The sequence below is a fragment of the Brevundimonas aurantiaca genome (assembly GCF_904830995.1).
Classification (GTDB): Bacteria; Pseudomonadota; Alphaproteobacteria; order Caulobacterales; family Caulobacteraceae; genus Brevundimonas; species Brevundimonas aurantiaca.
The window spans coordinates 329,959-355,551 of the sequence record NZ_CAJGVD010000001.1; the positions used below are offsets into that span (position 1 = coordinate 329,959).

Consider the following 25,593-nt stretch of genomic DNA (forward strand, 5'->3'; position numbering starts at 1 on the left):
GCTTTGACGCCCGCCCCCCTGGTGATCCTCGACGAGATCGACTCGACCAACGCCGAGGCCCGACGCCTGGCCGAGGCCGGCGAGACCGGACCCCGCTGGATCGTGGCCCGGCGCCAGACCGCCGGCCGCGGCCGGCGCGGCCGCAAATGGGAGACCGAGCAGGGCAACCTGGCCGCCACCCTGCTGATCACAACGCCCCAGTCGGCGGCCGAGGCGGCCCAGGCCACCTTCGTCGCCGCCCTGGCCGTCGCCGACCTGCTGGACGTCTTCGTCTCGCCCGCCCTGGTGACGATTAAATGGCCCAACGACGTCCTGCTGGACGGGGTCAAGGTGTCCGGCATTCTGGTCGAGTCCGGCGCCCATGCGAACGGCGACCTGTGGCTGGCCGTCGGCATCGGCGTGAACCTGGCCCATGCGCCGGACGATACAGAGCGGGGCGCGACTGCGATTGCCGAGCGCCTGCGCGCCGACCTGGCTTTCGCACCCCCCATCGAGGCCGCCGCCGAGATCCTGGCCGAGACCTTCGCCGTCTGGTGGGGCCGCTGGCAGACCCTGGGCTTCGAGCCCGTGCTGGACACCTGGACCAGCCGCCTGACCGGCCTTAACGGCCCCTGCGTCGCGCGACTGGACAATGAGACCCTGGAAGGCGTGGCCGAGGGTGTCGAGGCGGACGGGGCGCTGCGTCTGCGTCTGACCGACGGCTCCGTGCGGCTGATCTCGGCGGGCGACGTCTTCTTCGGCAAGGCGAACTGATGCTGCTCGCCATCGAACAGGGCAACACCAATACGCTGTTCGCCGTTCACGACGGTTCGGACTGGATCGCCCAATGGCGCGCCGCCACAGAGGCCAGCCGCACCGCCGACGAATACGCCGTCTGGCTGAACCAGCTGATGGTCATGAAAGGGCTTCAGTTCGCCGCTCTGACCGGCTGCATCATCTCCAGCGTGGTGCCCCAGTCGATCTTCAATCTGCGCAATCTGTCGCGCCGCTATCTGAACATCGAACCCCTGGTGATCGGCGAGAACGCCGAGCTGGGCATCGACGTCCGCATCGCCAAGCCCAGCGAAGCCGGCGCCGACCGTCTGGTCAATGCGATAGGGGCCAAGCTGGTCTATCCGGGCGACCTGATCGTGATCGACAGCGGCACGGCCACCACCTTCGACATCGTCGCCGACGACGGCGCCTTCGAGGGCGGCCTGATCGCGCCGGGCATCAATCTGTCGCTCCAGGCCCTGCACGAGGCGGCGGCCAAACTGCCGCGCATCGCCATACAGAAACCCGAACACGTCATCGGCAAGGGCACGGTCGAGGCCATGCAGTCCGGCGTCTTCTGGGGCTATATTTCATTGATCGAAGGCCTTGTCGCGCGCATCAAGGCGGAATGGGCGCGGCCCATGACCGTCATTGGAACCGGCGGGGTCGCCAGCCTGTTCGAAGGCGCGACCGACAGCATCGATCACTTCGATCCCGACCTGACTATCCGCGGCCTCCTCGAAATCTGGCGTCGTAACGCCCATTTGACGGACTGAATGAAAAAGCAAACCCAAGACGAACTCGTTTTCCTGCCGCTGGGCGGCTCGGACGAGGTCGGTATGAACCTCAACGCCTATGGCTTCGGGCCAGAGGCTGATCGTGAATGGCTGATCGTCGACGTCGGCGTCACCTTCGGCGACCTGTCGACGCCCGGCGTGGACGTGATCGTGCCGGATCCCACCTATCTGGAAGGGGAGACGATCAAGGGCATCGTCCTGACCCATGCGCACGAAGACCATATCGGGGCCCTGGGCTGGCTGTGGCCGCGGCTGAAGGCGCCGGTCTATGCGACGCCCTTCACCGCCTATCTGATCCGCGACAAGCTGCGCGAGCGCGGCATTCTGGACGAGGTCGAACTGATCGAGGTTCCCCTGGGCGGAACCGTCGACATCGGCCCGTTCGGCGTCACCTTCGTCAACATGACCCATTCGATCGCCGAGCCCAGCGGCCTGGCCATCGACACCCCCCTGGGCACGGTGTTCCATACCGGCGACTGGAAGATCGACAACCAACCGGTCATCGGGACCAAGACGGACGCCCCGACCATCCGCGGCCTGGGCGACGAGGGCGTCCTGGCCATGGTCTGCGACTCGACCAATGTCTTCGTGCCGGGCGTGGCCGGGTCGGAAGGCGACGTGGCCGTGGCCCTGGGCAAGCTGATTTCGACCCTGAAGGGCCGGGTCGCCGTCGGATGCTTCGCCTCCAACGTCGCGCGGATGGACAGCGTCATCCGCGCCGCCGAGGCCTGCGGCCGTCGCGTCGCCCTGGCCGGCCGGTCGATGCACCGGATCACGGCGGCCGCCAAACACGTCGGCATGCTGCAGGACGTGAAGCCCTTCCTGTCGGACGAGGAGGCGCGCGTCTGGCCCGCCGACCAGATCCTGTACCTGTGCACCGGCAGCCAGGGCGAGGCGAGGGCGGCCCTGTCGCGCGTCGCCGACGGCACGCACCCGGTTGTGAAACTGGGCCTGGGCGACCACTGCATCTTCTCGTCGCGCCAGATCCCCGGCAACGAACTGGCCATCGGCAATCTGCAGGACCGTCTCGCGGACCGGGGCGTGCGCCTCTACACCGAGAAGGATCACCCCGGCATCCACGTGTCCGGCCACCCGTGCCGTGACGAGCTCAAACAGATGTACGAATGGGTCCGGCCGCAGATCGCGGTTCCGACCCACGGGGTGCGCCGCTTCCTGCTGGAGCACGCCAACCTGGCCAAGGAGGTCGGGGTCAAGGAGACGGTGACCCCGCGCAACGGCGACATGGTCCGCCTGGCGCCCGGCCCCGCCCAGATCATCGACGAAGTGCCGAACGGCCGGCTCTATGTCGACGGCGGCATGCTGGTGACCGAACAGGGCGAGGCCCTGAAGGAGCGTCGCCACGCCTCGACCAATGGCGTGCTGATCGTCAGCTTCGCCCTGGACAAGCGCGGCCGGATCGTCAGCGACATCGACATCCGCAGCGTCGGCCTGCCGGGCGACACCGCCACGCCTCTGGGTGACGCCCTGGACAATCTGGCCGAGCGGGTCGAACAGGTGGTCAAGAGCCTGAAGGGCGAGGCGCTGGAGGACGAACTGGTCATCGAACAGGCCGTCGCCCGCGTGCTGAAGAAGGCCAGCCAGCAGATCTGGGATCGCCGTCCCATCGTCGAGACGGTCGTCCTGCGGGTCTGACGGCGCCGCCCTCTGGCGCTTCGGTCATGAGCCGATCTATATCGCGCTCATGGCCGAACGACTCTTTCTGCTGAACCCCGACTGGCATGACGATCAGGGCGGACCCTGGTTCTGCCCGCCCGGCGCCTATATCGAGGGCGTCCTGGCCTTCTATCCCCAGCTGAGGGAGGCGCTTGAGGTGGTCTATCTGGACCACCTCCGGCCGCGCGCCCCGGTCGTCGCCGAGGTCGGCGAGGCGCATCAGAGCTGCCCGATCCTGATCCTGGACGGCGAACTGGACTGGCCCGAGGCCCAGGTCAGCGAAACCACCGGCCGCCGCTTCCTCCAGGACCACGCCATCGCCCCCTATCTGGCGGCGCGCTACGGCGTGGGCCGCCCGCACCCCTGAGGGCGCGCCTTAGCCCAGCGTGGCCTTGCGATAGGTCTCGTTCAGCTCGAACACCTCGGCCGACACCTCGACCTTGCGCGTGACGCCGGCCAGGGCGGCCGTCAGGATCTCCAGCACCCGTTCGCTCAGCGCGCTCTTCTGCTCCGGCGTGCGGCCCAGCATCAGGCCGATGCGGCAGGCCAGCATGGCGGTCTCGGGCGCGTCGTCGGCGATGACGACATGATCCAGGGCGATCAGCCGGGTCTTGCAGGCCGACAGGGCGGCGCCGGCGATCTCGACGGCGGCCTGGTGGATCTCCAGCGCGATCGGGGTCCAGTCGGCGTCGGCCAGGTGGCGGGTGTATTCCAGGGTGATCTGCGGCATGTCGGGGACTCGTCGTGGGGAGGCTGATCCTCTAGACCGGTTTCAACCGGACGCCAAAGTTCCGACAGGAGGTTTCATGCCCATCGGCCCCGCCACCATGTTCGGCATCTACATCATCGTCTGGTGGACGGTGCTGTTTGCGGTCCTGCCGCTGGGAACCTCGCGCGAGACCCATACTCCGCCGACCGACGGCGCCCAATGGGGCGCGCCGACCACGCCGAACCTGAAGCGCAAATTCCTCACCACCACCTGGGTGTCGGCGATCGTCTGGGCCTTCGTCATGGTGCTGATCTTCACCGGCTGGCTGCCCCTGCCGGACTTCTCGCGCGCCCCGGCTCTCTAAACGCCATCCCGGCCTAGCTTTCGCCCCGGTCCAGCGGCTAAAGCCTTGGTCTGTCTCTACGCCTAGGATTCCCCATCATGCGCCTGTCGCGCTTTTTCCTGCCCACGCTGAAGGAAGCCCCTTCGGACGCCCAGATCGTTTCGCACCAGCTGATGCTGCGCGCCGGCATGATCAAGCAGGAGGCCGCCGGCATCTACGCCTGGCTGCCGCTGGGCCTGAAGGTGCTGCGCAAGATCGAGCAGATCGTGCGCGAGGAGCAGGTGAGAGCGGGGGCTGTCGAGCTGCTGATGCCGACCCTGCAACTGGCGGACCTGTGGCGTGAGAGCGGCCGCTACGACGCCTATGGCCCCGAGATGCTGCGCATCACCGACCGGCACGAGCGCGAACTGTTGTACGGCCCCACCAATGAGGAGATGATCACCGACATCTTCCGGGCCTATGTGAAGTCCTACAAGTCGCTGCCGCTGAACCTGTTTCACATCCAGTGGAAGTTCCGCGACGAGCGCCGCCCCCGCTTCGGCGTCATGCGCGGTCGCGAGTTCCTGATGAAGGACGCCTATTCCTTCGACGTGGACGAGGCTTCGGCCCGCAAGGCCTATAACCGCATGTTCGTGGCCTATCTGAACACCTTCGCCCGCATGGGGCTGAAGGCCGTGCCGATGCGCGCCGACACCGGTCCGATCGGCGGCGACCTGAGCCACGAGTTCATCGTCCTGGCCGAGACGGGCGAGAGCGCCGTCTTCTGCGACAAGAAGCTGGTCGAAATGCCGGCGCCGGGCGCGGACGTGGATTGGGACGATCTTCAGTCAATCGTTGATCAACGAACGGCGCTCTATGCTGCGACCGAGGAAATGCACGACGAAGCCCGCTTCGAGGCCGAGACCGCCGAGGGCGACCGCCTGTCGGCGCGCGGCATCGAGGTCGGCCACATCTTCTATTTCGGCGAGAAATATTCGGCGCCGATGAAGGCCCGCGTCGCCGGTCCCGACGGCCAGGACGCCAATGTCCACATGGGCAGCTACGGCGTCGGCGTGTCGCGCCTGCTGGGCGCGATCATCGAGGCCAGCCACGACGAGGGCGGCATCATCTGGCCCGACGCCGTGGCGCCGTTCGACGTGGTGGTGATCAATCTGCGCGCCAATGACGAGGCCGTCTCCGCCGCCTGCGAGGACGCGGTGGCCCAGCTGGAAAAACTCGGCAAGGACGTGCTGTACGACGACACCGACGAACGGCCGGGCGGCAAGTTCGCCACCGCCGACCTGATCGGCGTGCCGTGGCAGCTGACCATCGGTCCCAAGGGGCTGGCCGACGGCGTGGTCGAGCTGAAGCGCCGCGCCACCGGCGAGAAGGTGTCCGTCCCCCTGGCCGAAGCCATCGAAAGGTTGACTGCTTGACCCTGCCGTCCCGTCCTTCCGGCGCCTTCTCCGCATGGGAGATCGGCCTGGCCGTCCGCTACCTGCGCGCCAAGCGCAAGGAGGGCGGGGTCGCCACAATCGCCGTGATCAGCTTCATCGGCATCATGCTGGCCGTCGCGGTCCTGATCAGCGTCATGAGCATCATGTCCGGCTTCCGGGCCGAACTGCTGGGCCGGATGCTGTCGTTCAACGGCCATATGTACGTCCAGGGGCCGGTGCTGACGTCGGAAGATCGCGACGCCGCCCTTAAGCGGATCGCAGCAGTCCCCGGTGTGGCCAGCGTCACCCCTCTGAACGAGAGCCAGAGCCTGGTCCGGGTCGGCAACTTCACGACCGGCGCCATGGTGCGCGGCGTGCGGCCCCAGGACCTGGCCACCACCAAATATGTCTTCGACAGCCTGACGCCCCAGGAGCGGGCGAACTTCGGCAAGGGCGCCTATGGCGGCGACCGCATCCTGATGGGCGCGGCCCTGGCCAATTCCCTGGGCCTGCGGGTCGGCGATCCCGTCACCCTCTATTCGCCCACCGGAGCCGATAGCGCCTTCGGCAATCTGGGCGGGCTGGAAAAGACCTATTTCGTCGGCGGTCTATTCCGCTCGGGCACGGCCGATTTCGACCGCGCCTTCCTGTTCATGCCGCTGGAACAGCAGCAGCTCTTCTTCGGGAAGGAAGGCGTGTGGGACGCGATCGAGATCAAGGTCGATGACCCCGACCGGGTCGGCGAACTGACCCCCGCCATCCGCGACGCGGCCGGGCCGGGCTCGGTCGTCAGCGACTGGCGCGAGCGTCTGGCCGCCTTCTACGGCGCCCTGAAGGTCGAGCGGGTGGCGATGAGCATTATCCTGGGTCTGGTGGTCGCCATCGCAGCGATGAACATCATCTCCGGCATCGTCATGCTGGTGAAGAACAAGACGCGCGACATCGCCATCCTGCGCACCGTCGGCGCCAGCCAGTCGTCGATCCTGCGGGTCTTCTTCATGTCCGGCGCCCTGATCGGCGTGGCCGGGACCGTGGCGGGCCTGGTGCTGGGCCTGCTGTTCTGCTGGAACATCGGCGCCATCCAGCACGCCCTGGAAGCCATCCTGGGGGTCCAGCTGTTCAACGCCGACGTCTATCAGCTGGACGCCATTCCGGCCCTGGTCGATCCCGTCGACGTGACCTGGGTCGCCCTTCTGTCGTTCAGCATGAGCTGTGTGGCCAGTTTGCCGCCGTCCTGGACGGCCTCGCGCATCGATCCGGTGGAGGCGCTCCGCTATGAGTAGGTCTCCCATCCTGTCGGTGCGCGGCCTGACCCGTACCTATGACACCGCGAGCGGCGGCCTGACTGTGCTGAAGGGCGTGGATCTGGACGTCATGCCCGGCGAAATCGTCGGCCTGATCGGTCCCTCGGGCTCGGGCAAGTCCAGTCTGCTGCATGCCGCCGGCCTGCTCGAAAGGCCGACCGAGGGCACGGTCGCCATCGACGGCGAAATGGTGGGCGATCTGGACGAGCGCGCCCGCACCCGGCTGCGCCTGTCGCGGATCGGCTTCGTCTATCAGTTCCACCATCTGCTGGCCGAGTTCGACGCGCGCGACAACGTCGCCCTGCCGATGCGGATCGCGGGCATGGGCCAGGTCCAGGCCCGCAAACAGGCCGAGGAGACCCTGACCGCTCTGGGTCTGGGCGAACGTCTGACCCACCAGCCGGCCCAGCTGTCGGGCGGCGAGAAACAGCGTGTCGCCATCGCCCGCGCCCTGGCCAACCGGCCCCGCCTGCTGCTGGCCGACGAGCCGACCGGCAATCTGGATCCGACCACCAGCCAGTCGGTGTTCGAATCCCTGCGCGACCTGGCCAAGACCACGGGCGTCGCCGCCCTGATCGCCACCCACAATATGGAGCTGGCCGGCCACATGGACCGCGTCTTCGCCCTGAAGGACGGCCATCTGGAAGAACGGGCGGCCCAGAGCCAGACCTACTGAGCTAGGCCTACTGAGCTAGGTTCAATCGACATTCAGCTTACTGCGGTCAGGCCGCTCTTCCCGCGTCACAGGCCTTGATGCGGCGAGCGGGTTCATCACAGCGATCACGGCGGATCCACAACGGTCACGACGCCATAGGAAGCGCCGTGTCCGCCGTGACCTCGTCGTGCCCCGTTGTGATGAACCCATCCTCAATCGGCGTTCCGCCGCCAGACGTTTTTCCCTTCCGCTGACGCGGGAAGGAAGACCGACACTCAATGGAAGACCGGCACTCAATGGAATAGAGTCTTCAACGCCCGAGGCGCTTCTCCTGGGTTGGCGGCTGCGCGCCGCCCGGCAGGACGGCGGCAGGCCCAATGTCGATTGGCCCTAGGCCTACTGAAGGCCCGCCTGCCTCACCCCACAGCCGCGTCGCCCCAGATGGCGCGCAGGCTTTGCGGTCGGCGGCAGCCCTGGCGGTAGGCTTCGTAGTGGGAGCGGTGGCGGCGGGCGTAGTCCTGGTGCTCCGGGCCGGCGGGCCAGAACCGCTGAGCCCCGACGACCGGGGTGGTGAAACTCTTGCCCAAGACGCGCATCGCCGCGTCGCGCGACGCGACCGCCGTCGCACGCTGATCCGCCGTGGCGAAGACGGCCGTCCGGTATGACGGTCCTCGATCACAGAACTGTCCGTCCGGATCGGTCGGATCAATGGTGCGCCAGTAGCGGTCGACCAGGGCGCGATAGCTGACGACGCGCGGATCGAAGGTGACCTGGACCGCCTCCATATGGCCGGTCCCGCCGCGAACCACCTGCTCATAGGTCGGACGGGCGGTATGGCCGCCGACGAAGCCCGACACGGCCGAGCGAACGCCGGGCAGGCCGTCGAACGCCTTTTCCTCAGACCCAAAGCAGCCGCCGGCGAAGACCGCCGTCTGAAATCGAGGCGCGTCGCGGGCCTGGGCGTCGGCCGCCGCCCGGGGCAGGGCGAGCAGGACGAGGCCCGCGACAATGGCCCCGACGCCGGTCGGGCGAGCCCTGGATTTGAGCATGGTGGTCTCCTTGCTTCCTCTGCATACGACAGGCGCGCGCGGATGGTTTCGCACGAACCGTCCATGTGGATAAGTGTGGGGTTGACGCGAACAAGGGGTGAACATAGAACAAGACGGGAACATTATTCATTGGGGATGAACCGTAATGCCGCGTCTGATGAGAGACCTGTTGTCGTTGGCCTCGTGCGGGGGCTTCGTCTGGATGGTCTGGACCCTGGCCTTCAGCGTCACCGCCGCCTGAGATCGGACGGAGCGCCGGACAGTCCGACTGTCGGCTTTCAATAGATCAAAGACTTAGGCGGAGGTTTCGGACAGATCGGACAGTTCGGACACTGTTTTTTCCCCGACCGGCCCAAGCCTCTATCCACAGCTGGGGCCGAGATCGGCCGTCTCTGGGGCGGTTTGCGGTGTCCCCGCGCGCGACGATGTGAGACTCGGTCCAAGATGGCGTGCGCGCCCTGATCGGCGACGCGAGAGGCGGAAGGTGCAGTGAGCGAAACGGTGAACAGTCAGGGCTTCGTCCATCTGCGGGTCCGCTCGGCCTATTCCCTGCTGGAGGGCGCGATCAAGGCCGGCAAGCTGGGCAAGATGGCGGCCGAGGCGGGCATGCCGGCGGTGGCGATCACGGACCGTTCGAACCTGTTCGGCGCCCTGGAGTTCAGCCAGTCCACCAAGGACGCCGGGGTCCAGCCCATCGTCGGCTGCGCCCTTCCGGTCCTGGGGATCGGCGGTCAGCAGGCCGCGCGCTGGGCCAAGACGCCGACGGTGGTTCTGCTGGTCCAGAACGAGACGGGCTGGCGCAATCTGTGCGCCCTGTCCTCGGCGGCCTATCTGGAGGCCGGCGAGATGGCCGAGCCGGGCGTGGCCTGGAGCATGGTGGCGGCCCGCTCCGAAGGCCTGATCCTGCTGTCGGGCGGCCCCGACGGCCCGATCGATCCCCTGTTCGCCCAGGGCAAGTCCGGGGAGGGCGCCGCCGCCTTGTCGACGATGAAGTCCGTCTTCGGCGACCGTTTCTATGTCGAGCTTCAGCGCCACGGCCTGGAGGACGAGCGGCGGGCCGAGCCGGGTCTGGTCCAGTGGGCCTATGACAATGACGCGCCCCTGGTCGCCACCAACGACGTCTATTACGCCAAGGCGGCCCAGGCGAAGTCCCACGACGCCCTGTTGTGCATCGCCGACGGCGCCTTCACCGGCCAGGAGGACCGCCGCCGGATCACCGGCGAACACTGGTTCAAGTCGGCCGAGGCCATGCGCGAACTGTTCGCCGACCTGCCCGAGGCTTGCGACAACACCATCGACATCGCTCGGCGCTGCGCCTTCCTGGTCAAGACCCATGCCCCCATCCTGCCGCGCTTCGACACCGGGGCGGGGCGGTCCGAGGCCGACGAACTGGCCCACCAGGCGCGCGAGGGGCTGAAGCTCCGTCTTCAGCAGGTCCCGCCCGCCGTGCCGGAGGAAGACTACTGGACCCGGCTGGAATGGGAGGTCGGCATCATCCAGCAGATGGGCTTCCCCGGCTACTTCCTGATCGTGTCGGACTTCATCAAATGGGCCAAGGAGCACGGCATCCCGGTGGGGCCGGGGCGGGGCTCCGGGGCGGGGTCGCTGGTCGCCTGGTCCCTGACCATCACCGATCTGGACCCCTTGCGGTTCGGCCTGCTGTTCGAACGGTTCTTGAACCCCGAACGGGTCTCCATGCCCGACTTCGACATCGACTTCTGCCAGGAGCGGCGCGAAGAGGTGATCGACTATGTCCAGGCCCACTACGGCAAGGACCGGGTGGCCCAGATCATCACCTTCGGCACGCTTCAGGCCCGGGCCGTGCTGCGGGACGTCGGTCGGGTGCTGCAGATGCCGTTGGGGCAGGTGGACCGGCTCTGCAAGATGGTGCCGAACAATCCGGCCAATCCCGTCACCCTGGCCCAGGCCATCGATCTGGAGCCGCGCCTGAAGGAGGCGAGGGACGCCGAACCGGCGGTTCGCACCCTGCTGGAGACGGCGCTGGAGCTGGAGGGGCTGTACCGCAACGCCTCGACCCACGCCGCCGGCATCGTCATCGGCGACCGCCCCCTGGTCGAGCTGGTGCCCCTGTACCAGGACCCGCGTTCCACCATTCCGGCCAGCCAGTTCAACATGAAGTGGGTCGAGCCGGCCGGTCTGGTCAAGTTCGACTTCCTGGGCCTGAAGACCCTGACGACCCTGGATCGGGCCCACGGCTATCTGTCCCGGCGCGGCGCCGCTCCGGTCTGGAACCAGCTGCCGCTGGACGACGCCAAGACCTATGAGCTGATGGCTTCGGGCCAGACGGTCGGGGTGTTCCAGCTGGAATCCCAGGGCATGCGCGACACCCTGCGCAAGATGCGCTGCGGCTCCATCGAGGAGATCACCGCCCTGATCTCCCTCTATCGGCCGGGGCCGATGGAGATGATCGACACCTATATCGACCGGAAGTTCGGCCGGGCCGAGGTCGACTATCTGCACCCCAGTCTGAAGGAGGTGCTGACCGAGACCTACGGCGTCATCATCTACCAGGAACAGGTGATGAAGATCGCCCAGATCCTGGCGGGCTACAGCCTGGGCGAGGCCGACCTGCTGCGTCGCGCCATGGGCAAGAAGAAGAAGGAGGAGATGGACTTCCAGCGGGCGCGCTTCATCAAGGGCGCCCTGGAAAAATCCGTCCCCGAGAGCCAGTCGGGCTCCATCTTCGACCTGGTGGCCAAGTTCGCCGGCTACGGCTTCAACAAGTCGCACGCCGCCGCCTACGCCCTGATCTCCTTCCAGACGGGCTGGCTGAAAGCCAATCATCCGGTCGAATTCTTCGCCGCGTCCATGAGCCTGGACCTGTCGAACACCGACAAGCTGGCGGTCTTCTATCAGGACGCCAAACGGTTCGACGTGCCGGTGCTGCCGCCCGACATCAACCGCTCCTCGGCCGACTTTGACGTGGCTTGGGAGGAGGGGCGAGGGTCTGTCCTTTATGCGCTCGGCGCCATCCGCAATGTGGGGCTGGAGGCCATGCGGCACGTCATCGAGGTGCGCGAGACCGGCGGCCGCTTCGCCGACATCTTCGACTTTCTGGAGCGGGTCGATCCGCGCAGCGTCAACAAGCGGGCGCTGGAAGGCCTGGCCAAGGCCGGGGCCTTCGACAGCATCCACCCGAACCGCCGCCAGCTGGTCGAACAGGCAGACGTCCTAATGGCCTATTGCCAGAGCGTGGCGGCCGAGCGCGCCTCGTCCCAGGTCAGCCTGTTCGGCGCCGACCAGGCCCATGTGGGACGGCCCCGTCTGAAGAGCGTCGAGCCCTGGGTCGGGCCGGAGCGTCTGGATCACGAACTGTCGGCGGTGGGCTTCTACCTGTCCGGCCACCCGCTGGACGAAATGAGTTCGGCCCTGAAGCGCAAGCGCGTCACCTTCGTCGCCGAGGCCATTCCCCTGGCCGAAGGGGGGCATGAAGCCTTCCAGATGGCCGGGGTGGTGCGTCGCCGGCAAGAGCGCGCCAGCGCCCGCACCGGCGAGAAGTTCGCCTTCGTGACCTTTTCGGATCCGACGGGCGAGTTCGAATGCCTGTTCCCGCCCGAACAGCTGCGCAAATGCCGCGAGGTGCTGGAGCCCGGCGCCACCGTCATGGTGCGCGTGCGCGCCAAGGCGTCCGAGGGCGAGGTGCGGTTCTTCGGCGACGACGCCAGCCGGATGGACAATCTGCTGGATGACGCCAACATCGGCCTGCGGATCCACGTCTCGGCCCGCAGCGCCGACGCCGAGGCCCTGAAGACTCGTCTGGAGCGGGCCCGATCCGGCGCCATCGGCAAGGGCGGGGAGATCGCCCTGGTCGCTTCGCTGGACGGTCGTCAGGAGGTCGAGATCAAACTGCCCGGCCGTTATCGTCTGGACGGCGCCCTGCGCGGCGCTCTGAAGTCCGCGCCCGGCGTCCTGATGCTGGAGGACGCCTGATGTCGGCTTGCGGTCTGATCCTCGCCCTGAGTCTGGCGGGGGCCGATCCTTCGGACGCTCCGCCCCTCCAGCCGATCGCCGCCTCAAGGAGCCAGACCATGTCCCACGCCGTCGGAACCTTCGAGGTTCAGATCACGCCGATCGCTCCAGACGCCGATGCGCCCGGCGGCGCGCCCGGCCGGATGCGTTTGGCCAAGACCTTTCACGGGGATCTGCAGGGCGAGGGCGCGGGCGAGATGCTGGGGCTGCTCAAGGACGGCTCGGGCGCCTATGTCGCCATGGAGCGGGTGTCCGGCGTTCTGGAGGGGCGACGCGGCGCCTTCGCCCTGGTCCATCGGGGCGTCATGGAGGCGGGCGCTCAGGATCTTCTGATCACCATCGTGCCCGGTTCCGGCGAAGGCGAACTGGCTGGGATTGCGGGCGTCTTTCATCTCAAGATCGAGGGCGGCGTCCACCGCTACCAGCTGGAATACAGCCTGCCCTGAGGCCGCCATATACAGCCAAGCCTATGGCGAAGCTTGTGAATTTTCGGAACCTGACAGCGGCGGGGCGGGTTTTGGCAGTCCATAGGGAGACTGTTCCATGAAAAATCTCGTTCTCGCCGGCGCCGCGTCGCTGGCTCTTCTCGCGGCCTGTAACCAGGGCGGCGACACTGCGGCCCAGAACACCGGCGAAGCCGTGAACGCCACCCAGGACGCGACGTCCGGCATGGTGGGCCAGACTTCGGCGGCCACCCTGGGCGCCAATACGGTGGACGGCTTCGTCACCAATCTGGCGGTCGGCAACATGTATGAGATCGAGGCCGCCAAGATCGCCCAGGCCAAGTCGAACAACGCCGACGTCAAGGCCTTGGCCGCCATGATCGAGAAGGATCACATGGCTGCGGGCGACAAGCTGAAGTCGACCGCTGCGACCGCCGCGCCGGACGTGACCGTGCCGACCATGCTGGACCAGCGCCGCCAGGGTCTGATCGACAATCTGAACGCCGCCGCCCCGGACGACTTCAACAAGGTCTATCTGGACCAGCAGGTCGCGGCACATAATGAAACCCTGACCCTGTTGAACGGCTTCTCCGACAACAGCGACGCCCCGGCCCTGGCCACCCTGGCGCGGGAGATGATCCCGACCATCACCACCCACCGCGACCGGGCTCAGGCCCTGGTCAACGGCATGTAAGACGGTCCTAGGATCGCAGGTGGAAGGGCGGCTCTTGACGGGGCCGCCCTTCGTCCTGTTCACGCGGCGCTTGCTATTGCGGGCCATCCCGACTACATGGCCCCCGCACTTCGCAACGCGGGCGAGGCGCGGTTCGGGGAGACATCCCGCTCCGCTCCATTCCGAGGGTCTTTCAGACCTTTAATCCCCGCGCCACGTTAGATCGGAAAAAGGACTGAACGATCATGGCTCTGCCTGAATTCTCGATGCGCACCCTGCTGGAAGCGGGCGCCCACTTCGGCCACCAGACGCACCGCTGGAACCCGAAGATGGACCGCTACATCTTCGGCTCGCGCTCGAACATCCACATCATCGACCTGTCGCAGACGATGCCGCTTTTCCACCAGGCCCTGGTGGCGGTGCGCGACGTCGCCGCCAAGGGCGGCCGCGTCCTGTTCGTCGGCACCAAGCGCCAGGCCGCCGAGCCGGTCGCCGAAGCCGCCAAGCGCTGCGCCCAATACTATATGAACAACCGCTGGCTGGGCGGCACCCTGACCAACTGGCGCACCGTCTCCGGTTCGATCGCTCGTCTGCGCGAGCTGGAAACCATCCTGGCCAACGGCGGCGAAGGCCGGGTCAAGAAGGAGCTGCTGAACCTGCAGCGCGAGAAGGACAAGCTGGAACTGTCGCTGGGCGGCATCAAGGACATGGGCTCCATTCCGGACATCATGTTCGTGATCGACACCAACAAGGAAGCGATCGCGATCCAGGAAGCCCGCAAGCTGAACATCCCGATCATCGCCATCCTGGACACCAACTCGGACCCGGACGGCATCACCTATCCGGTGCCGGGCAATGACGACGCCGCCCGCGCCATCCAGACCTACTGCGACCTGATCGCCGACGCCGTCCTGGACGGTCTGGCCGCTGGCGCCTCGGCCTCGGGCATCGACCTGGGCGCCTCGGAAGCCCCGGTCGAGCCGATGCTGCGCGAAGCCTCGGCCCCGGCCGAAGCCGAGCCCGCGCCGGCCGGTACGGAAGCGGTCGCCGAAGAGCTGCTGGCCTCGGACGACGCCGCGGCCAATACGGCGGCTCTGGACGCGGTCGAGACCGAACAGGCTGTCGGCTGACGCCGGGCGGCCTTCAAGACGAGGGCCGTGCGTTGAACTGACACACGGCCGGGCTAAGTCAGCCCGGCCGTTACCACATACGAATCCCCCAAGGAGAAGAACATGGCCGAGATCACTGCCGCCCTCGTGAAGGAACTTCGCGAGCGTTCGGGCGTCGGCATGATGGACTGCAAGAAGGCCCTGCAGGAAAATGACGGCAATATCGAAGCCGCCATCGACTGGCTGCGCGCCAAGGGCCTGTCCAAGGCCGCCAAGAAGGCTGACCGCGTCGCCGCCGAAGGTCTGGTGGCCGTGGCGTCCAAGGAAGACGGCAAGGGCGAAGTCGCCGCCGCCATCGAGTTCAATGCGGAAACCGACTTCGTCGCCCGCAACGAACTGTTCCAGAACGCCGCCAAGGCCTTCGCCCAGCTGGGCCTTGAGCACCACACGGTCGAGGCTCTGCACGGCGCCGAGCTGGAAGCCGGCAAGACGGTCCAGGACGAGGTGACCAACCTGATCGCCACCGTCGGCGAAAACATGCAGCTGCGCCGCGCCGCCCGCCTGTCGGTGTCGGAAGGCGTGGTCGCGACCTATGTCCACAACGCCGTTTCTCCGGGCGTCGGCCGCATCGGCGTTCTGGTGGCTCTGGAAGGCGAAGGCGACAAGACCGCCCTACGCGACCTGGGCCGCAAGATCGCCATGCACGTCGCCGCCACGGCGCCGCTGTCGCTGAACACCGACGATCTGGACCCGGCCGCCATCGAAAAGGAACGCGCCGTCCTGATCGAAAAGGCCAAGGAAGAGGGTCGTCCCGAAGCCATGATCGACAAGATCGTGGAAGGCCAGATCAACAAGTTCCAGAAGGACGTGGTGCTGACCAAGCAGCCGTTCGTGATGGATCCGGACGTGACCATCGAACAGCTGGTCGCCAACTCGGCCAAGGAACTGGGCTCGTCCAACCTGCACCTGGCGGGCTTTGTCCGCCTGGCTCTGGGCGAGGGCGTGGAGAAGGTCGAAGGACCCGATTTCGCGTCGGAAGTCGCCTCCATGATGGGCGGAAACTAAGACCCTTTCCCTCATTCGTGAGGGTTTTGTATCAGAGGGGCGCGTTCGGCTTTGAAGGCCGGCGCGCCCTTCGTCTATAAGAAGTCGCCTGATTCAACGGCGCCGCAGACAACGGACCACACCGCATGCCCGACGCCCCGTCTAACTTCCGCTACAAGCGCGTCCTGCTCAAGGTGTCCGGCGAGGTGCTGATGGGCGATCAGGCGTTCGGCGTGGACATGAAGACGGTGGACACGGTCGCCAAGGCCGTGGCCCAGGTGGCGGCCGAGGGTGTGGAAATCTGTCTGGTGATCGGCGGGGGCAACATCTTCCGCGGCCTGTCCAAGGCGGCGGCGGGGATGGAGCGGGCCCAGGCCGACTATATGGGCATGCTGGCCACCATCATGAACGCCCTGGCCATGCAGTCGGCGCTGGAGAAGATCGGCGTCTCGACCCGGGTGCAGAGCGCCATTCCGATGGCCGCCATAGCCGAACCCTACATTCGCCGCCGCGCCCTGCGTCACCTGGAAAAGGGTCGGGTGGTGATCTTCGCCGCCGGGGTGGGCGCGCCCTTCTTCACCACCGATTCCGGCGCCGCCCTGCGCGCCGCCGAAATGGGCTGCGACGCCCTCTTGAAGGGCACCAGCGTGGACGGCGTCTATACGGCCGACCCCAAGAAGGACCCGACCGCGACCCGCTATGACACCCTGACCTATCAGGACGTTCTGGCCAAGGACCTGAGGGTGATGGACGCTTCCGCCATCGCCATGATGCGCGATACGGGCATCCCGATCGTCGTCTTCTCCATTCGCGAAGACGATTCCCTGCGCCGGACCCTGACGGGCGAGGGCACCTGCACGATCATCCAGGACCGCGGCTGATCGTTCGGACGACGAATAGAGACGAGAGAGACCAAGACCATGGCCAAGCCTGACGTGAAGACCTACCGCGACCGCATGGACAAGGCGGTCGCCGCCCTGAAGGAAGAATTCAGCGGCCTGCGGACCGGACGCGCCAACGCCGGCCTCCTGGAACCCGTGCGGGTCGAGGCCTACGGCTCGACCTCGCCGCTGACGGCCGTCGCGGCCATCAGCGTGCCCGAGCCGCGCATGATCACGGTCAATGTCTGGGACAAGGGGATGGTGGTCTCGGTCGAAAAGGCGATCCGCAACGCCAATCTGGGCCTGAACCCCATCGTCGACGGCCAGACCCTGCGTATTCCGATCCCGCCCCTGACGGAGGAACGCCGCAAGGACCTGGTCAAGCTGGCGGGCAAGTACGCCGAACAGCAGAAGATCGCCGTTCGCAACGTCCGTCGCGACGCCAATGACGACTTCAAGAAGGCCGAAAAGGCCGGCGAGATCAGCCAGGACGAACAGAAGAAGCTGGAGACCGAAGTCCAGAAGGAGACGGATGCGGCCATCAAGCGTATCGACGAAGCCTTGAAGACCAAGGAACAAGAGATCATGCAGGTCTGACGAACAGACCGGGCCTGATGGGATCGTAAGACAGATGACGGCAGACAGCGCCGCGCCTTCAGGCTCGCGTCCTCCCGCTGGACCGCGCCATGTCGCCATCATCATGGACGGCAACGGTCGCTGGGCGAAGGCGCGCGGGCTGCCGCGCGCCGTGGGCCATCGCGAGGGCGTCCAGGCCCTGAAGCGCACCATCCAGGCGGCGCCGGATCTGGGCATTCAGTGTCTGACTGTCTTCGGCTTTTCGACCGAGAACTGGAGCCGGCCGCCCGACGAGGTCTCGGACCTGATGGGGCTGGTGCGAACCTATGTGGCCAGCGATCTGGCCCGTCTGGAAAAGGCGGGCGTGCGCCTGAGGGTTCTGGGCCGTCGCGAGGGCCTTCCGGCCGACATCGCCGCCATCATCGAAATGGCCGAGGCCCAGACCGCGCACAATGACCGGTTCCTGCTTCAGGTCGCCTTCAACTACGGCGGCCGTGCGGACCTGATCGACGCCGCCCGTCGCCATATGCAGCGGATGCTGGCCGGCGAGACGATCGAGCCGATCGGCGAGGCCGACATCACCGACGGCCTGGCCACGGCGGGGTCGCCGCCGCTGGACCTGATCATACGCACCTCGGGCGAGCAGCGGCTGTCGAACTTCCTGCTGTGGGAAGCCGCCTATGCCGAACTGGTGTTTCAGGACGTGCTCTGGCCCGATTATGGACCGAAGGCGCTGGAGGAGGCGGTGCTGATCTTCCGGCAGCGCGAGCGCCGCTATGGCGGTCGTGCGGTCGAGCCTGCGCGCGTGTCGGCCTGATGGCGGTCAAGGGACGCGACATCGCCTTGCGGGCCGCCTCCGCCGCCGTCCTGGCGCCGGCCGCCGTGGCGGCGACCTGGATCGGCGGCGTCTGGTTTCTGGCCCTGATCACCGCCGCCGGCGTGGTCCTGGCCTTTGAATGGGCGGCGATGAGCGCCCCGCATGCGCGACGCCTGATCGGCGGGGCCGTCAGCCTGGGCGTGGTCGCCGCAGTGGTCAGCGCCTATTTCGGCGTCATGTCGGTCGCCTTCGTGATGTTGGTTTTCGGCGCCGCCGCCGCCGGCCTCTATGCGCGCAGCCGGGGGCAACAGGCCTTGGACGCCGCCTATGGGGTCCTCTATCTGGGCTGGCCGTCGGTCCTGCTGATCTGGTTGCGGGACGTGGACGCCACGGTCGGCCTGCATTGGACCGTGCTGGTCTTCGCCGTCGCCTGGTCGGCTGACATCCTGGCCTATCTGGCCGGATCGACCTTCGGCGGCCCCAAGCTGTGGCCCCGCTTTTCGCCCAACAAGACCTGGTCCGGCTTCGTCGGGGGCATCCTGGCGGGCGCCGTCGCCGGAGCCGTCATGACGGCCTGGTTCGACATGGGGCGGTTGACCGTCTTCTGGGGCGGCGTGCTGGGTCTTGCGGCCGCCCTGGCGACCATGGCGGGCGACCTGTGGGAATCGGGCCTGAAGCGGCGCTTCGGGGTGAAGGACGCGGGCAACACCATTCCCGGCCACGGCGGCCTGCTCGATCGGGTGGACGGGCTGATGTTCGCCGTCGTGGTCGTCGCCGTCGGACGGCTGATCGTTCTGATGGTCGAGCGGGGCGCGTCTTGATCCGCCGTCGCGTCTCCGTCCTGGGCTCCACGGGCTCGGTGGGTTCGTCCACCCTGGATCTGATGGACCAGGCCGAGGCGGGCGGGGCCGCCGCCTTTGAGGTCGAGGCCCTGACGGGCGGATCGAACATCGCCCGGCTGGCTGAACAGGCCCGGCGCTGGAAGCCGCGTGTGGCCGTGCCCGCCGACGCCGCGCGTCTGGACGAGCTTCGCGACGCCCTGGCCGGCACGGACGTGGCGGCGGCGGCGGGAGAGGCGGCGGTCGTCGAGGCGGCGAGCCGTCCCGTCGACTGGGTCATGGCCTCCATCGTCGGGGCGGCGGGGCTGAAGTCGGCCTGGGCGGCGGCCGACACCGGCGCGACCCTGGCCCTGGCGAACAAGGAAAGCCTGGTCTGCTGCGGCGCGACCCTGATCGAGCGCGTGAACCGGGCGGGGGGACGTCTCATCCCGGTCGATTCCGAACATTCGGCCATCTTCCAGGTGTTTCCGGCCGAGGCGCCGGAGCGGGTGGCCAAGCTGGTGCTGACCGCCTCGGGCGGACCTTTTCGCCAGACTCCGCGAGCCCAGATGGTCGGGATCACGCCGGAACAGGCCGTGGCCCACCCCAACTGGAGCATGGGCGCCAAGATCTCGGTCGACAGCGCGACCATGGCCAACAAGGGGTTGGAGATGATCGAGGCGGCCTATCTGTTCGCCATGCCCGCCGATCGGATCGACGTCGTGGTCCACCCCGAATCGATCATCCATAGCCTTGTGGAATATGTGGATGGTTCGACCCTGGCCCAGATGGGCCCGCCGGACATGCGCACACCGATCGCCTGCGCCCTGGCCTGGCCCGACCGGATCGCCTGGCCCGCGCCCAAGCTGGACCTGCCCGAGCTGGGGCGGCTGACGTTCGAAGCGCCGGATCTGGCGCGTTTTCCGGCCTTGGACCTGGCCCGTCAGGCCCTGAAGGCGGGCGGGGCGGCGCCGGCGGTGTTCAACGCCGCCAATGAGATGGCGGCCTTCGCCTTTCTTGACCGCAAGCTGGCCTTTCTCAATATTGCCGCAGTCGTCGCCGAAACCCTTGAGCGTGCGATGAAAGCGGGGATGGTGTTCGGCTCTGGAGACGCCTGCAGCGCGGCCCTTTCGGTCGATGCTGAGGCGCGACGGATCGCCGGATCCATTATCGCCGGACTGGCGAACGCGGCCTGATCGGCCAGGGGAGACGATTTACGATGCTGGGCGCCCTGGGTCAGATCCTGATCTATATCGTGCCGTTCCTGCTGGTGCTGACCTTCATCGTCACCATCCATGAACTGGGCCATTTCCTGGTCGCCCGCGCCTTCGGCGTGAAGGTGGATCGGTTCGCCATCGGCTTCGGCCGGGCGATCTTCAGCCGCACCGACCGCCACGGGATCGAATGGCGGCTGGGTTGGATGCCGCTCGGCGGCTACGTCAAATTCTCCGGCGATCTGGATGCATCCAGCGTGCCCGATCAGGCTGGGCTGGCCGAACTGCGCCAACGCCTGGTCGCCCAGGGCGGTGCGGGGGCCGAACGCGACTACTTTCATTTCAAACCCGTCTGGCAGCGCGCCCTGATCGTCGTCGCCGGCCCGGCGGCCAACTTCATCCTGGCGATTTCGATCTTCGCCCTGGTCTTCATGACCATCGGCACGCAGATCCGGCCGGCGCGGGTGGCCCAGATTCAGGCCGGTTCCCCCGCCGCCGCCGCCGGATTCCAGGTGGGCGACCTGATCACCGGGGTCAACGGCCGCACAGTGCGGGACGGGGGAGAGGTGACCCAGACGGTCATGCTGTCCACCGGCGACCCGGTTCGCTTCACCGTCGAGCGCGGCGCGCAGACGGTGGAACTGGTGGCGGTGCCGGAGCGCCGGGAAGAAAACGATCCGATCGCCGGCCGCATCAAGGTGGGTCGGATCGGCCTGGGGCTGGGCGCCAGCCGGGCCGATGTCCGCCATCTCCGCTATGGGCCGCTCGAGGCCGTGACCGAGGGGGTGCGTCAGACCGGCGAAATCATCGGCTCGACCCTGACCTATCTGGGGCGGCTGGTCACGGGTCGGGAGTCGGGCGATCAGTTCAGCGGACCGCTGGGGATCGCCAAGGCGACCGGCGCCCTGACCACGGCGGCGGTGGAGGCCGATCCCGCGCCTCAGGCGATGGCGCTCAACCTCCTTCTCACCCTGACAAGCTTCGCCGCCATACTTTCGATCGGAATCGGATTTCTAAATCTTTTGCCCATTCCGGTTCTGGACGGCGGCCACCTGCTTTTCTACGGCTATGAAGCCGTGGCGCGGCGACCCGTGGCGGCGCGGTATCAGGAGATGGGCTATCGCGCAGGTCTTGCGCTTCTGGCGGGATTTATGTTGTTCGCGACGTGGAACGACCTACAGAAGCTCAACCTCTTCCAATTCCTCGGCGGGCTCGTCTCGTGAGCCGACGCCAGCCCCCGATGGTTTTCAGAATGAACGACATGAAATCTCGCGCCGCCGTCCGACTGAGCGCCCGATCCAGCCTCCTGGCGCTGGCCGTGGCCGCGGGCTTTTCCGCTCCCGCCCTGGCTCAGTCGGCTCCGGCGCCCGCCGCCGAGGGCGCGGCCCCGCAACAGCCGCCGCGCGTCGAGGTCGCAGCGCCCCAGGCCCTGACCGTCAATCGGATCATCGTCCAGGGCGCCCAGCGGATCGACCAGACCACGGTCCTGTCCTATCTGCCGATCCGCCCCGGCGACACCGTTGACGCCGCCGTGCTGGACGTGGCCGTGCGCACCCTTTCGCGGACCGGCCTGTTCGCCGACGTGCAGTTGGGCGTGCAGAACGGCGATCTGATCGTTCAGATCGTCGAAAACCCGATCATCAACCAGGTGGTGTTCGAGGGGAACAGCGCCGTCTCTCAGGACAAGCTGACCAAGGAGGTCACCCTCCAGCCGCGTGGCATCTACACCCGCGCCAAGGTTCAGGAGGACGTCGGCTCCATCGTCGAGCTCTACCGCCTGCAAGGCCGGATTTCGGCGACGGTGACGCCCAAGCTGGTTCAGTTGGAGCAGAACCGCGTCGATGTGATCTTTGAGATCAACGAAGGGCCGCAGACCGGCATCAGCGCCATCAACGTCCTGGGTAACAAGGCCTTTTCGGACAACGACGTCCGCGACGTCATGGTGACCGAGCGGTCGCAGTGGTGGAAGTTCTTCTCCAACAACGACAACTACGATCCCAACCGCCTGGAATACGACCAGGAGCAGCTGCGCAAGTTCTACACCAACCGCGGCTATTACGACTTCCGCATCATTTCGTCGGTTGCGGAACTTCAGCCGGATAATCAGGCTTTCCAGATCACCCTGACGCTGAACGAAGGCGACAAGTACAACTTCGGCAAGATCGACGTGGTCACGCAGAACGACCGCCTCAACGCCCAGTTCCTGAAGGCCCTGGTCCCGATCCGCGAAGGCCAGCTGTACGAAAGCGACAAGATCGAACAGGCGGTCGACGCCTTGACCTTCGCCGCCGGCTCTGCGGGCTATGCGTTCGTCGAAATCAATCCGACGTACCGCGCCAATCCCGACACCGATACGGTCGACGTCACCTTCAACGTCTCAGAAGGCCAGCGGGTCTACATCGACCGCATCAATGTGATCGGCAACACCCGCACCATCGATCCCGTCATCCGGCGCGAGCTGATGCTGACCGAAGGCGACGCCTTCAACCGCGCCCTGATGGAACGGTCGCGCAACAATCTGCGCGCGCTGGGCTTCTTCAAGGACGTGACGATCGAAGAGACCCGCGGCAGCGCCCCGGACCGGAGCATCGTCAACGTCAACGTCCAGGAACAGCCCACCGGCGAACTTTCGGTCGGGGCCGGCTTCAGCTCGGTCGATTCCTTTACGGTGAACCTGGGCATTTCAGAGCGGAACTTCCGCGGTCGGGGCCAGAACGTCGTCGCCCGGCTGGAGTGGGGTTCGCTGCGTCAACAGGTCGACTTCCGCTTCACCGAGCCGAAATTCCTGGGCCGCGATCTGCGCGCCGGGTGGGACCTGTTCCACTCGCGCTATGACCTCAGCGAATATTCCTCCTACGACTACCGTTCGACCGGCGGCGGCTTGCGTCTGACCTATCCGCTGAACGGCAATATGTGGCTCAGCACCCGCTACTTCCTGAAGTCCGACGAAATCATCGTCCCGACCGGCTATTGCAACACCAGCGGCAGCGGCTCTTCGGCCCTGTGCGACCAGGTCGGCAGCTACATCAACTCGTCTGCGGGCTATACGCTTCAGATGAACTACACCAACGATCCGATCCGGCCGACGCGCGGCTGGTCCGGCTCCTTGCGTCAGGACTTCGCGGGCCTGGGCGGCGACGTCAACTATGTGAAGACCGAGGCGGACGCCGCCTGGTACTACGGCATCACCCCGCGCTGGATCGTCAGCCTTCAAGGCTCCACCGGCTATGTCAGCGGCTGGAACGGCGACCCGATCCGCATCAACGATCGCTTCTTCAAGGGCGGCAACAGCTTCCGCGGCTTCGAAACCGCCGGCATGGGGCCGCGCGACCTGGACACCACCGACGCCCTGGGGGGCAACTTCTACGCCATCGGCACCGTCGAACTGACCGTGCCCAACTATCTGCCCGAACAGTACGGCATCAAGACCTCGCTGTTCGCCGACGTCGGCACCCTGGGAGTTCTGGATGACCGCTATAAGCTGACCTCGACCGGTACGGTCGACACCACCATCGCCGACGAGCTGTCGCTGCGGGCTTCCGCCGGCGTCAGCATCCACTGGAAGTCGCCGATGGGCCCGATCCGGTTCGACATCTCAAAGGTCCTGTCCAAGGAAGACTACGACAAGACGGAATCCTTCCGCTTCTCGACCTCCACCCAATTCTAAGGAAGCGACGCAAAAAAGCGTTCGCAGAGGAATACCCATGAAAGCTCTGATCATCGCCGCCACGGCCGCCGCCTCGCTGGTCGCCACCGCCGCCTCGGCCCAGACGGCCGCGCCGGCCAACCCCGGTCCGGTCATTCCGGGCGTCTGCGTCTATTACAACGCCCGCCTGCTGGCCCAGTCGGCCGCCGGTCAGGCGGTCGAGGCCCGCATGCAGCAACTGGCCCAGGAGGTTCAGGGCGAGCTTCAGCCCTATGCCACCGCCATCCAGTCGGAAGCCCAGCAACTGCAAACCTCGGGCGCTAGCCTGCCGGCGGATCAACTGCAACAGCGCCGTCAGGCCCTGCAGCAGCGCGCCCAGGAGGCCCAGCAGCTGGAAGCCACCCGCGAGAACGAGCTGCGCTACACCCTGGCCATGCAGCGCCAGGCCATCACCGAGGCCGTCTCGCCGATCCTGACCGCCCTCTATCAGGAAAAGGGTTGCGGCCTGCTGCTGGACCGCGAGAGCGTCTTCATGATGAACCCGGCCATGGACCTGACCGACGCGGCGATCCAGCGGCTGAACACGGCCCTGCCGACCCTGTCGTTCAACCGCATGCCGGTCCCGGCGCAGCAGCCGCAACAGCCGGCCGCCGCCAACTAAGGCCCTCATGCCCGATTCCCGCTTCTTCGAAACCCTTTCGCCCCTGTCCGTCGTCGAACTGGCGGCCAAGACCGGGGGCGAGGTGGTCCGGGGCGGGGACCGGATGATCGGTTCCGTCGCGCCCCTGTCCTCTGCGGACGGGGGCGCGATCGCGTTTATGGGCGACCGCAAGTTCGCGGCGGCCCTGGCGGTGACACAGGCGGGCTGCGTCATCGTGCCGGAACAGGCGGTGGGCTCGGTTCCGGCCGAGGCGGCGGTGATCGTCTCGCGCACGCCCCAGGCGTCCTGGGCCCTGGCCTCGGCTCTGCTGCACCGCCCCTTGAGCCTGGACCGCGCCATCGCCCCGTCTGAGGCGTCCGAGGACGACAGCGTGGTGATCGAACCCGGCGCGGTTCTGGGCGAGGGCGTCCGCATCGGCTGCGGCACGCGCATCGGCGCCAATACGGTGATCGGCCCGGGCGTTCAGATCGGCCGGGACTGTGTGATCGGTTCGAACGTCACCGTCGGCTTCGCCCTGATCGGCGACCGTGTGAAGCTCTACGCCGGCGCCCGCATCGGCGAGGCGGGCTTCGGCGCCACCGGCACGGCGGCCGGCGCCATGGACATTCCCCAGCTGGGCCGCGTGATCTTGCAGGACGGCGTGACGGTCGGCGCCAACAGCTGCATCGACCGCGGCGCCTATGACGACACCGTCATCGGCGAGAACACCAAGATCGATAATCTGGTCATGGTGGGCCACAACTGCGTCATCGGCCGCAACAATCTGATGGCGGCCAATACGGGGATTTCCGGCTCCGTGACCAGCGGCGACAATGTCATCTTCGGCGGCAAGGCGGGGGTCGGCGACCATCTGACGATCGGCGAAGGCGCGCGGGTGGCGGCTGGGGCGGGGGTGCTGGCGGACATTCCGCCGGGCGAGACCTGGTCCGGCTATCCCGCCCGCCCGATCCGACAGTTCTTGCGTGAAACCGTCTGGCTCGCCAAACAGGCGTCTTCAAAGAAGGCCCCAAGGGAATCATAGG

Annotated in this window: 24 protein-coding genes; 22 read left to right on the forward strand and 2 right to left on the reverse strand. The window is 66.9% G+C overall.

Annotated features, from left to right (window positions below; genetic code table 11):
• Positions 1-3 precede the first annotated feature (3 nt).
• The 4 genes from JMT67_RS01735 to JMT67_RS01750 are packed head-to-tail and all read left to right on the forward strand — an operon-like array spanning position 4 to position 3,591.
• A complete protein-coding gene (locus JMT67_RS01735) occupies positions 4-753 on the forward strand; it encodes a biotin--[acetyl-CoA-carboxylase] ligase (protein ID WP_201462523.1) in 750 nt (249 codons plus the stop codon).
• Positions 750-1,529 (forward strand): type III pantothenate kinase, encoded by a 780-nt coding sequence (locus tag JMT67_RS01740; protein ID WP_201463941.1) that lies wholly within the window; start codon positions 750-752, stop codon positions 1,527-1,529. The genes JMT67_RS01735 and JMT67_RS01740 overlap by 4 nt, the downstream gene beginning before the upstream one ends.
• Positions 1,530-3,203, forward strand: a complete 1,674-nt coding sequence (locus JMT67_RS01745) for a ribonuclease J (protein WP_201462524.1) — start codon at positions 1,530-1,532, stop codon at positions 3,201-3,203. It abuts the gene before it with no gap.
• Positions 3,204-3,252: 49 nt separating this feature from the next.
• Positions 3,253-3,591 carry a DUF3088 family protein gene (locus JMT67_RS01750; protein WP_201462525.1) on the forward strand — a complete coding sequence of 113 codons (339 nt, stop codon included), beginning with the start codon at positions 3,253-3,255 and terminating at the stop codon, positions 3,589-3,591.
• A 9-nt stretch (positions 3,592-3,600) separates the two neighbouring features.
• On the opposite strand, the gene JMT67_RS01755 is transcribed toward JMT67_RS01750, so the two are convergent.
• Positions 3,601-3,954 (reverse strand): 5-carboxymethyl-2-hydroxymuconate Delta-isomerase, encoded by a 354-nt coding sequence (locus tag JMT67_RS01755; protein WP_201462526.1) that lies wholly within the window; start codon positions 3,952-3,954, stop codon positions 3,601-3,603.
• A gap of 76 nt (positions 3,955-4,030) precedes the next feature.
• Between JMT67_RS01755 and JMT67_RS01760 the strand changes: the two genes are divergently transcribed.
• From JMT67_RS01760 to JMT67_RS01775, 4 genes are all read left to right on the forward strand, one after another.
• Positions 4,031-4,297 carry a DUF1467 family protein gene (locus tag JMT67_RS01760; RefSeq protein WP_191558396.1) on the forward strand — a complete coding sequence of 89 codons (267 nt, stop codon included), beginning with the start codon at positions 4,031-4,033 and terminating at the stop codon, positions 4,295-4,297.
• Positions 4,298-4,374: 77 nt separating this feature from the next.
• Positions 4,375-5,691 carry a proline--tRNA ligase gene (gene proS, locus JMT67_RS01765; RefSeq protein WP_054765549.1) on the forward strand — a complete coding sequence of 439 codons (1,317 nt, stop codon included), beginning with the start codon at positions 4,375-4,377 and terminating at the stop codon, positions 5,689-5,691.
• Positions 5,688-6,974: a lipoprotein-releasing ABC transporter permease subunit gene (locus JMT67_RS01770; RefSeq protein ID WP_201462527.1), complete on the forward strand. Its 1,287-nt coding sequence runs from the start codon at positions 5,688-5,690 to the stop codon at positions 6,972-6,974. Before proS ends, JMT67_RS01770 begins: the two co-directional genes overlap by 4 nt.
• On the forward strand, positions 6,967-7,671 hold the full coding sequence (locus JMT67_RS01775) for an ABC transporter ATP-binding protein (protein ID WP_201462528.1): 705 nt from the start codon (positions 6,967-6,969) through the stop codon (positions 7,669-7,671). Before JMT67_RS01770 ends, JMT67_RS01775 begins: the two co-directional genes overlap by 8 nt.
• 395 nt (positions 7,672-8,066) lie before the next feature.
• Here the strand turns inward: JMT67_RS01775 and msrA are convergent, their stop codons facing one another.
• On the reverse strand, positions 8,067-8,699 hold the full coding sequence (msrA, locus tag JMT67_RS01780) for a peptide-methionine (S)-S-oxide reductase MsrA (protein WP_201462529.1): 633 nt from the start codon (positions 8,697-8,699) through the stop codon (positions 8,067-8,069).
• 489 nt (positions 8,700-9,188) lie between these two features.
• Between msrA and dnaE the strand changes: the two genes are divergently transcribed.
• The 14 genes from dnaE (at position 9,189) to lpxD (ending at position 25,592) form a co-directional block, all read left to right on the forward strand.
• On the forward strand, positions 9,189-12,650 hold the full coding sequence (gene dnaE, locus JMT67_RS01785; protein WP_201462530.1) for a DNA polymerase III subunit alpha: 3,462 nt from the start codon (positions 9,189-9,191) through the stop codon (positions 12,648-12,650).
• Positions 12,650-13,135: a DUF3224 domain-containing protein gene (locus JMT67_RS01790; RefSeq protein ID WP_233455754.1), complete on the forward strand. Its 486-nt coding sequence runs from the start codon at positions 12,650-12,652 to the stop codon at positions 13,133-13,135. The genes dnaE and JMT67_RS01790 overlap by 1 nt, the downstream gene beginning before the upstream one ends.
• A gap of 97 nt (positions 13,136-13,232) precedes the next feature.
• On the forward strand, positions 13,233-13,826 hold the full coding sequence (locus JMT67_RS01795) for a DUF4142 domain-containing protein (RefSeq protein ID WP_054765552.1): 594 nt from the start codon (positions 13,233-13,235) through the stop codon (positions 13,824-13,826).
• Positions 13,827-14,050: 224 nt separating this feature from the next.
• On the forward strand, positions 14,051-14,935 hold the full coding sequence (rpsB, locus tag JMT67_RS01800) for a 30S ribosomal protein S2 (protein ID WP_201462531.1): 885 nt from the start codon (positions 14,051-14,053) through the stop codon (positions 14,933-14,935).
• A 102-nt stretch (positions 14,936-15,037) separates the two neighbouring features.
• Entirely contained in the window at positions 15,038-15,979 is a 942-nt protein-coding gene (gene tsf, locus JMT67_RS01805) for a translation elongation factor Ts (RefSeq protein ID WP_182714652.1), read from the forward strand.
• 125 nt (positions 15,980-16,104) lie between these two features.
• Positions 16,105-16,839, forward strand: a complete 735-nt coding sequence (pyrH, locus tag JMT67_RS01810) for a UMP kinase (RefSeq protein WP_054765555.1) — start codon at positions 16,105-16,107, stop codon at positions 16,837-16,839.
• A gap of 39 nt (positions 16,840-16,878) precedes the next feature.
• Positions 16,879-17,436, forward strand: a complete 558-nt coding sequence (frr, locus tag JMT67_RS01815) for a ribosome recycling factor (protein WP_054765556.1) — start codon at positions 16,879-16,881, stop codon at positions 17,434-17,436.
• Between the two features lie 34 nt (positions 17,437-17,470).
• Positions 17,471-18,232: a polyprenyl diphosphate synthase gene (gene uppS / locus JMT67_RS01820; protein ID WP_182714654.1), complete on the forward strand. Its 762-nt coding sequence runs from the start codon at positions 17,471-17,473 to the stop codon at positions 18,230-18,232.
• The gene (locus tag JMT67_RS01825; RefSeq protein ID WP_183215714.1) at positions 18,232-19,053 is read left to right on the forward strand and encodes a phosphatidate cytidylyltransferase; all 822 of its coding nucleotides are present in this window, start codon (positions 18,232-18,234) and stop codon (positions 19,051-19,053) included. Before uppS ends, JMT67_RS01825 begins: the two co-directional genes overlap by 1 nt.
• The gene (dxr, locus tag JMT67_RS01830) at positions 19,050-20,246 is read left to right on the forward strand and encodes a 1-deoxy-D-xylulose-5-phosphate reductoisomerase (protein ID WP_201462532.1); all 1,197 of its coding nucleotides are present in this window, start codon (positions 19,050-19,052) and stop codon (positions 20,244-20,246) included. The genes JMT67_RS01825 and dxr overlap by 4 nt, the downstream gene beginning before the upstream one ends.
• 23 nt (positions 20,247-20,269) lie before the next feature.
• The gene (locus JMT67_RS01835; RefSeq protein WP_183215710.1) at positions 20,270-21,487 is read left to right on the forward strand and encodes a M50 family metallopeptidase; all 1,218 of its coding nucleotides are present in this window, start codon (positions 20,270-20,272) and stop codon (positions 21,485-21,487) included.
• Positions 21,488-21,516: 29 nt separating this feature from the next.
• Entirely contained in the window at positions 21,517-23,931 is a 2,415-nt protein-coding gene (bamA, locus tag JMT67_RS01840) for an outer membrane protein assembly factor BamA (RefSeq protein WP_201462533.1), read from the forward strand.
• Positions 23,932-23,968: 37 nt separating this feature from the next.
• Entirely contained in the window at positions 23,969-24,571 is a 603-nt protein-coding gene (locus JMT67_RS01845) for an OmpH family outer membrane protein (RefSeq protein ID WP_054765562.1), read from the forward strand.
• A 7-nt stretch (positions 24,572-24,578) separates the two neighbouring features.
• On the forward strand, positions 24,579-25,592 hold the full coding sequence (gene lpxD / locus JMT67_RS01850) for a UDP-3-O-(3-hydroxymyristoyl)glucosamine N-acyltransferase (protein WP_201462534.1): 1,014 nt from the start codon (positions 24,579-24,581) through the stop codon (positions 25,590-25,592).
• The last annotated feature ends 1 nt before the right edge of the window (position 25,593 follow it).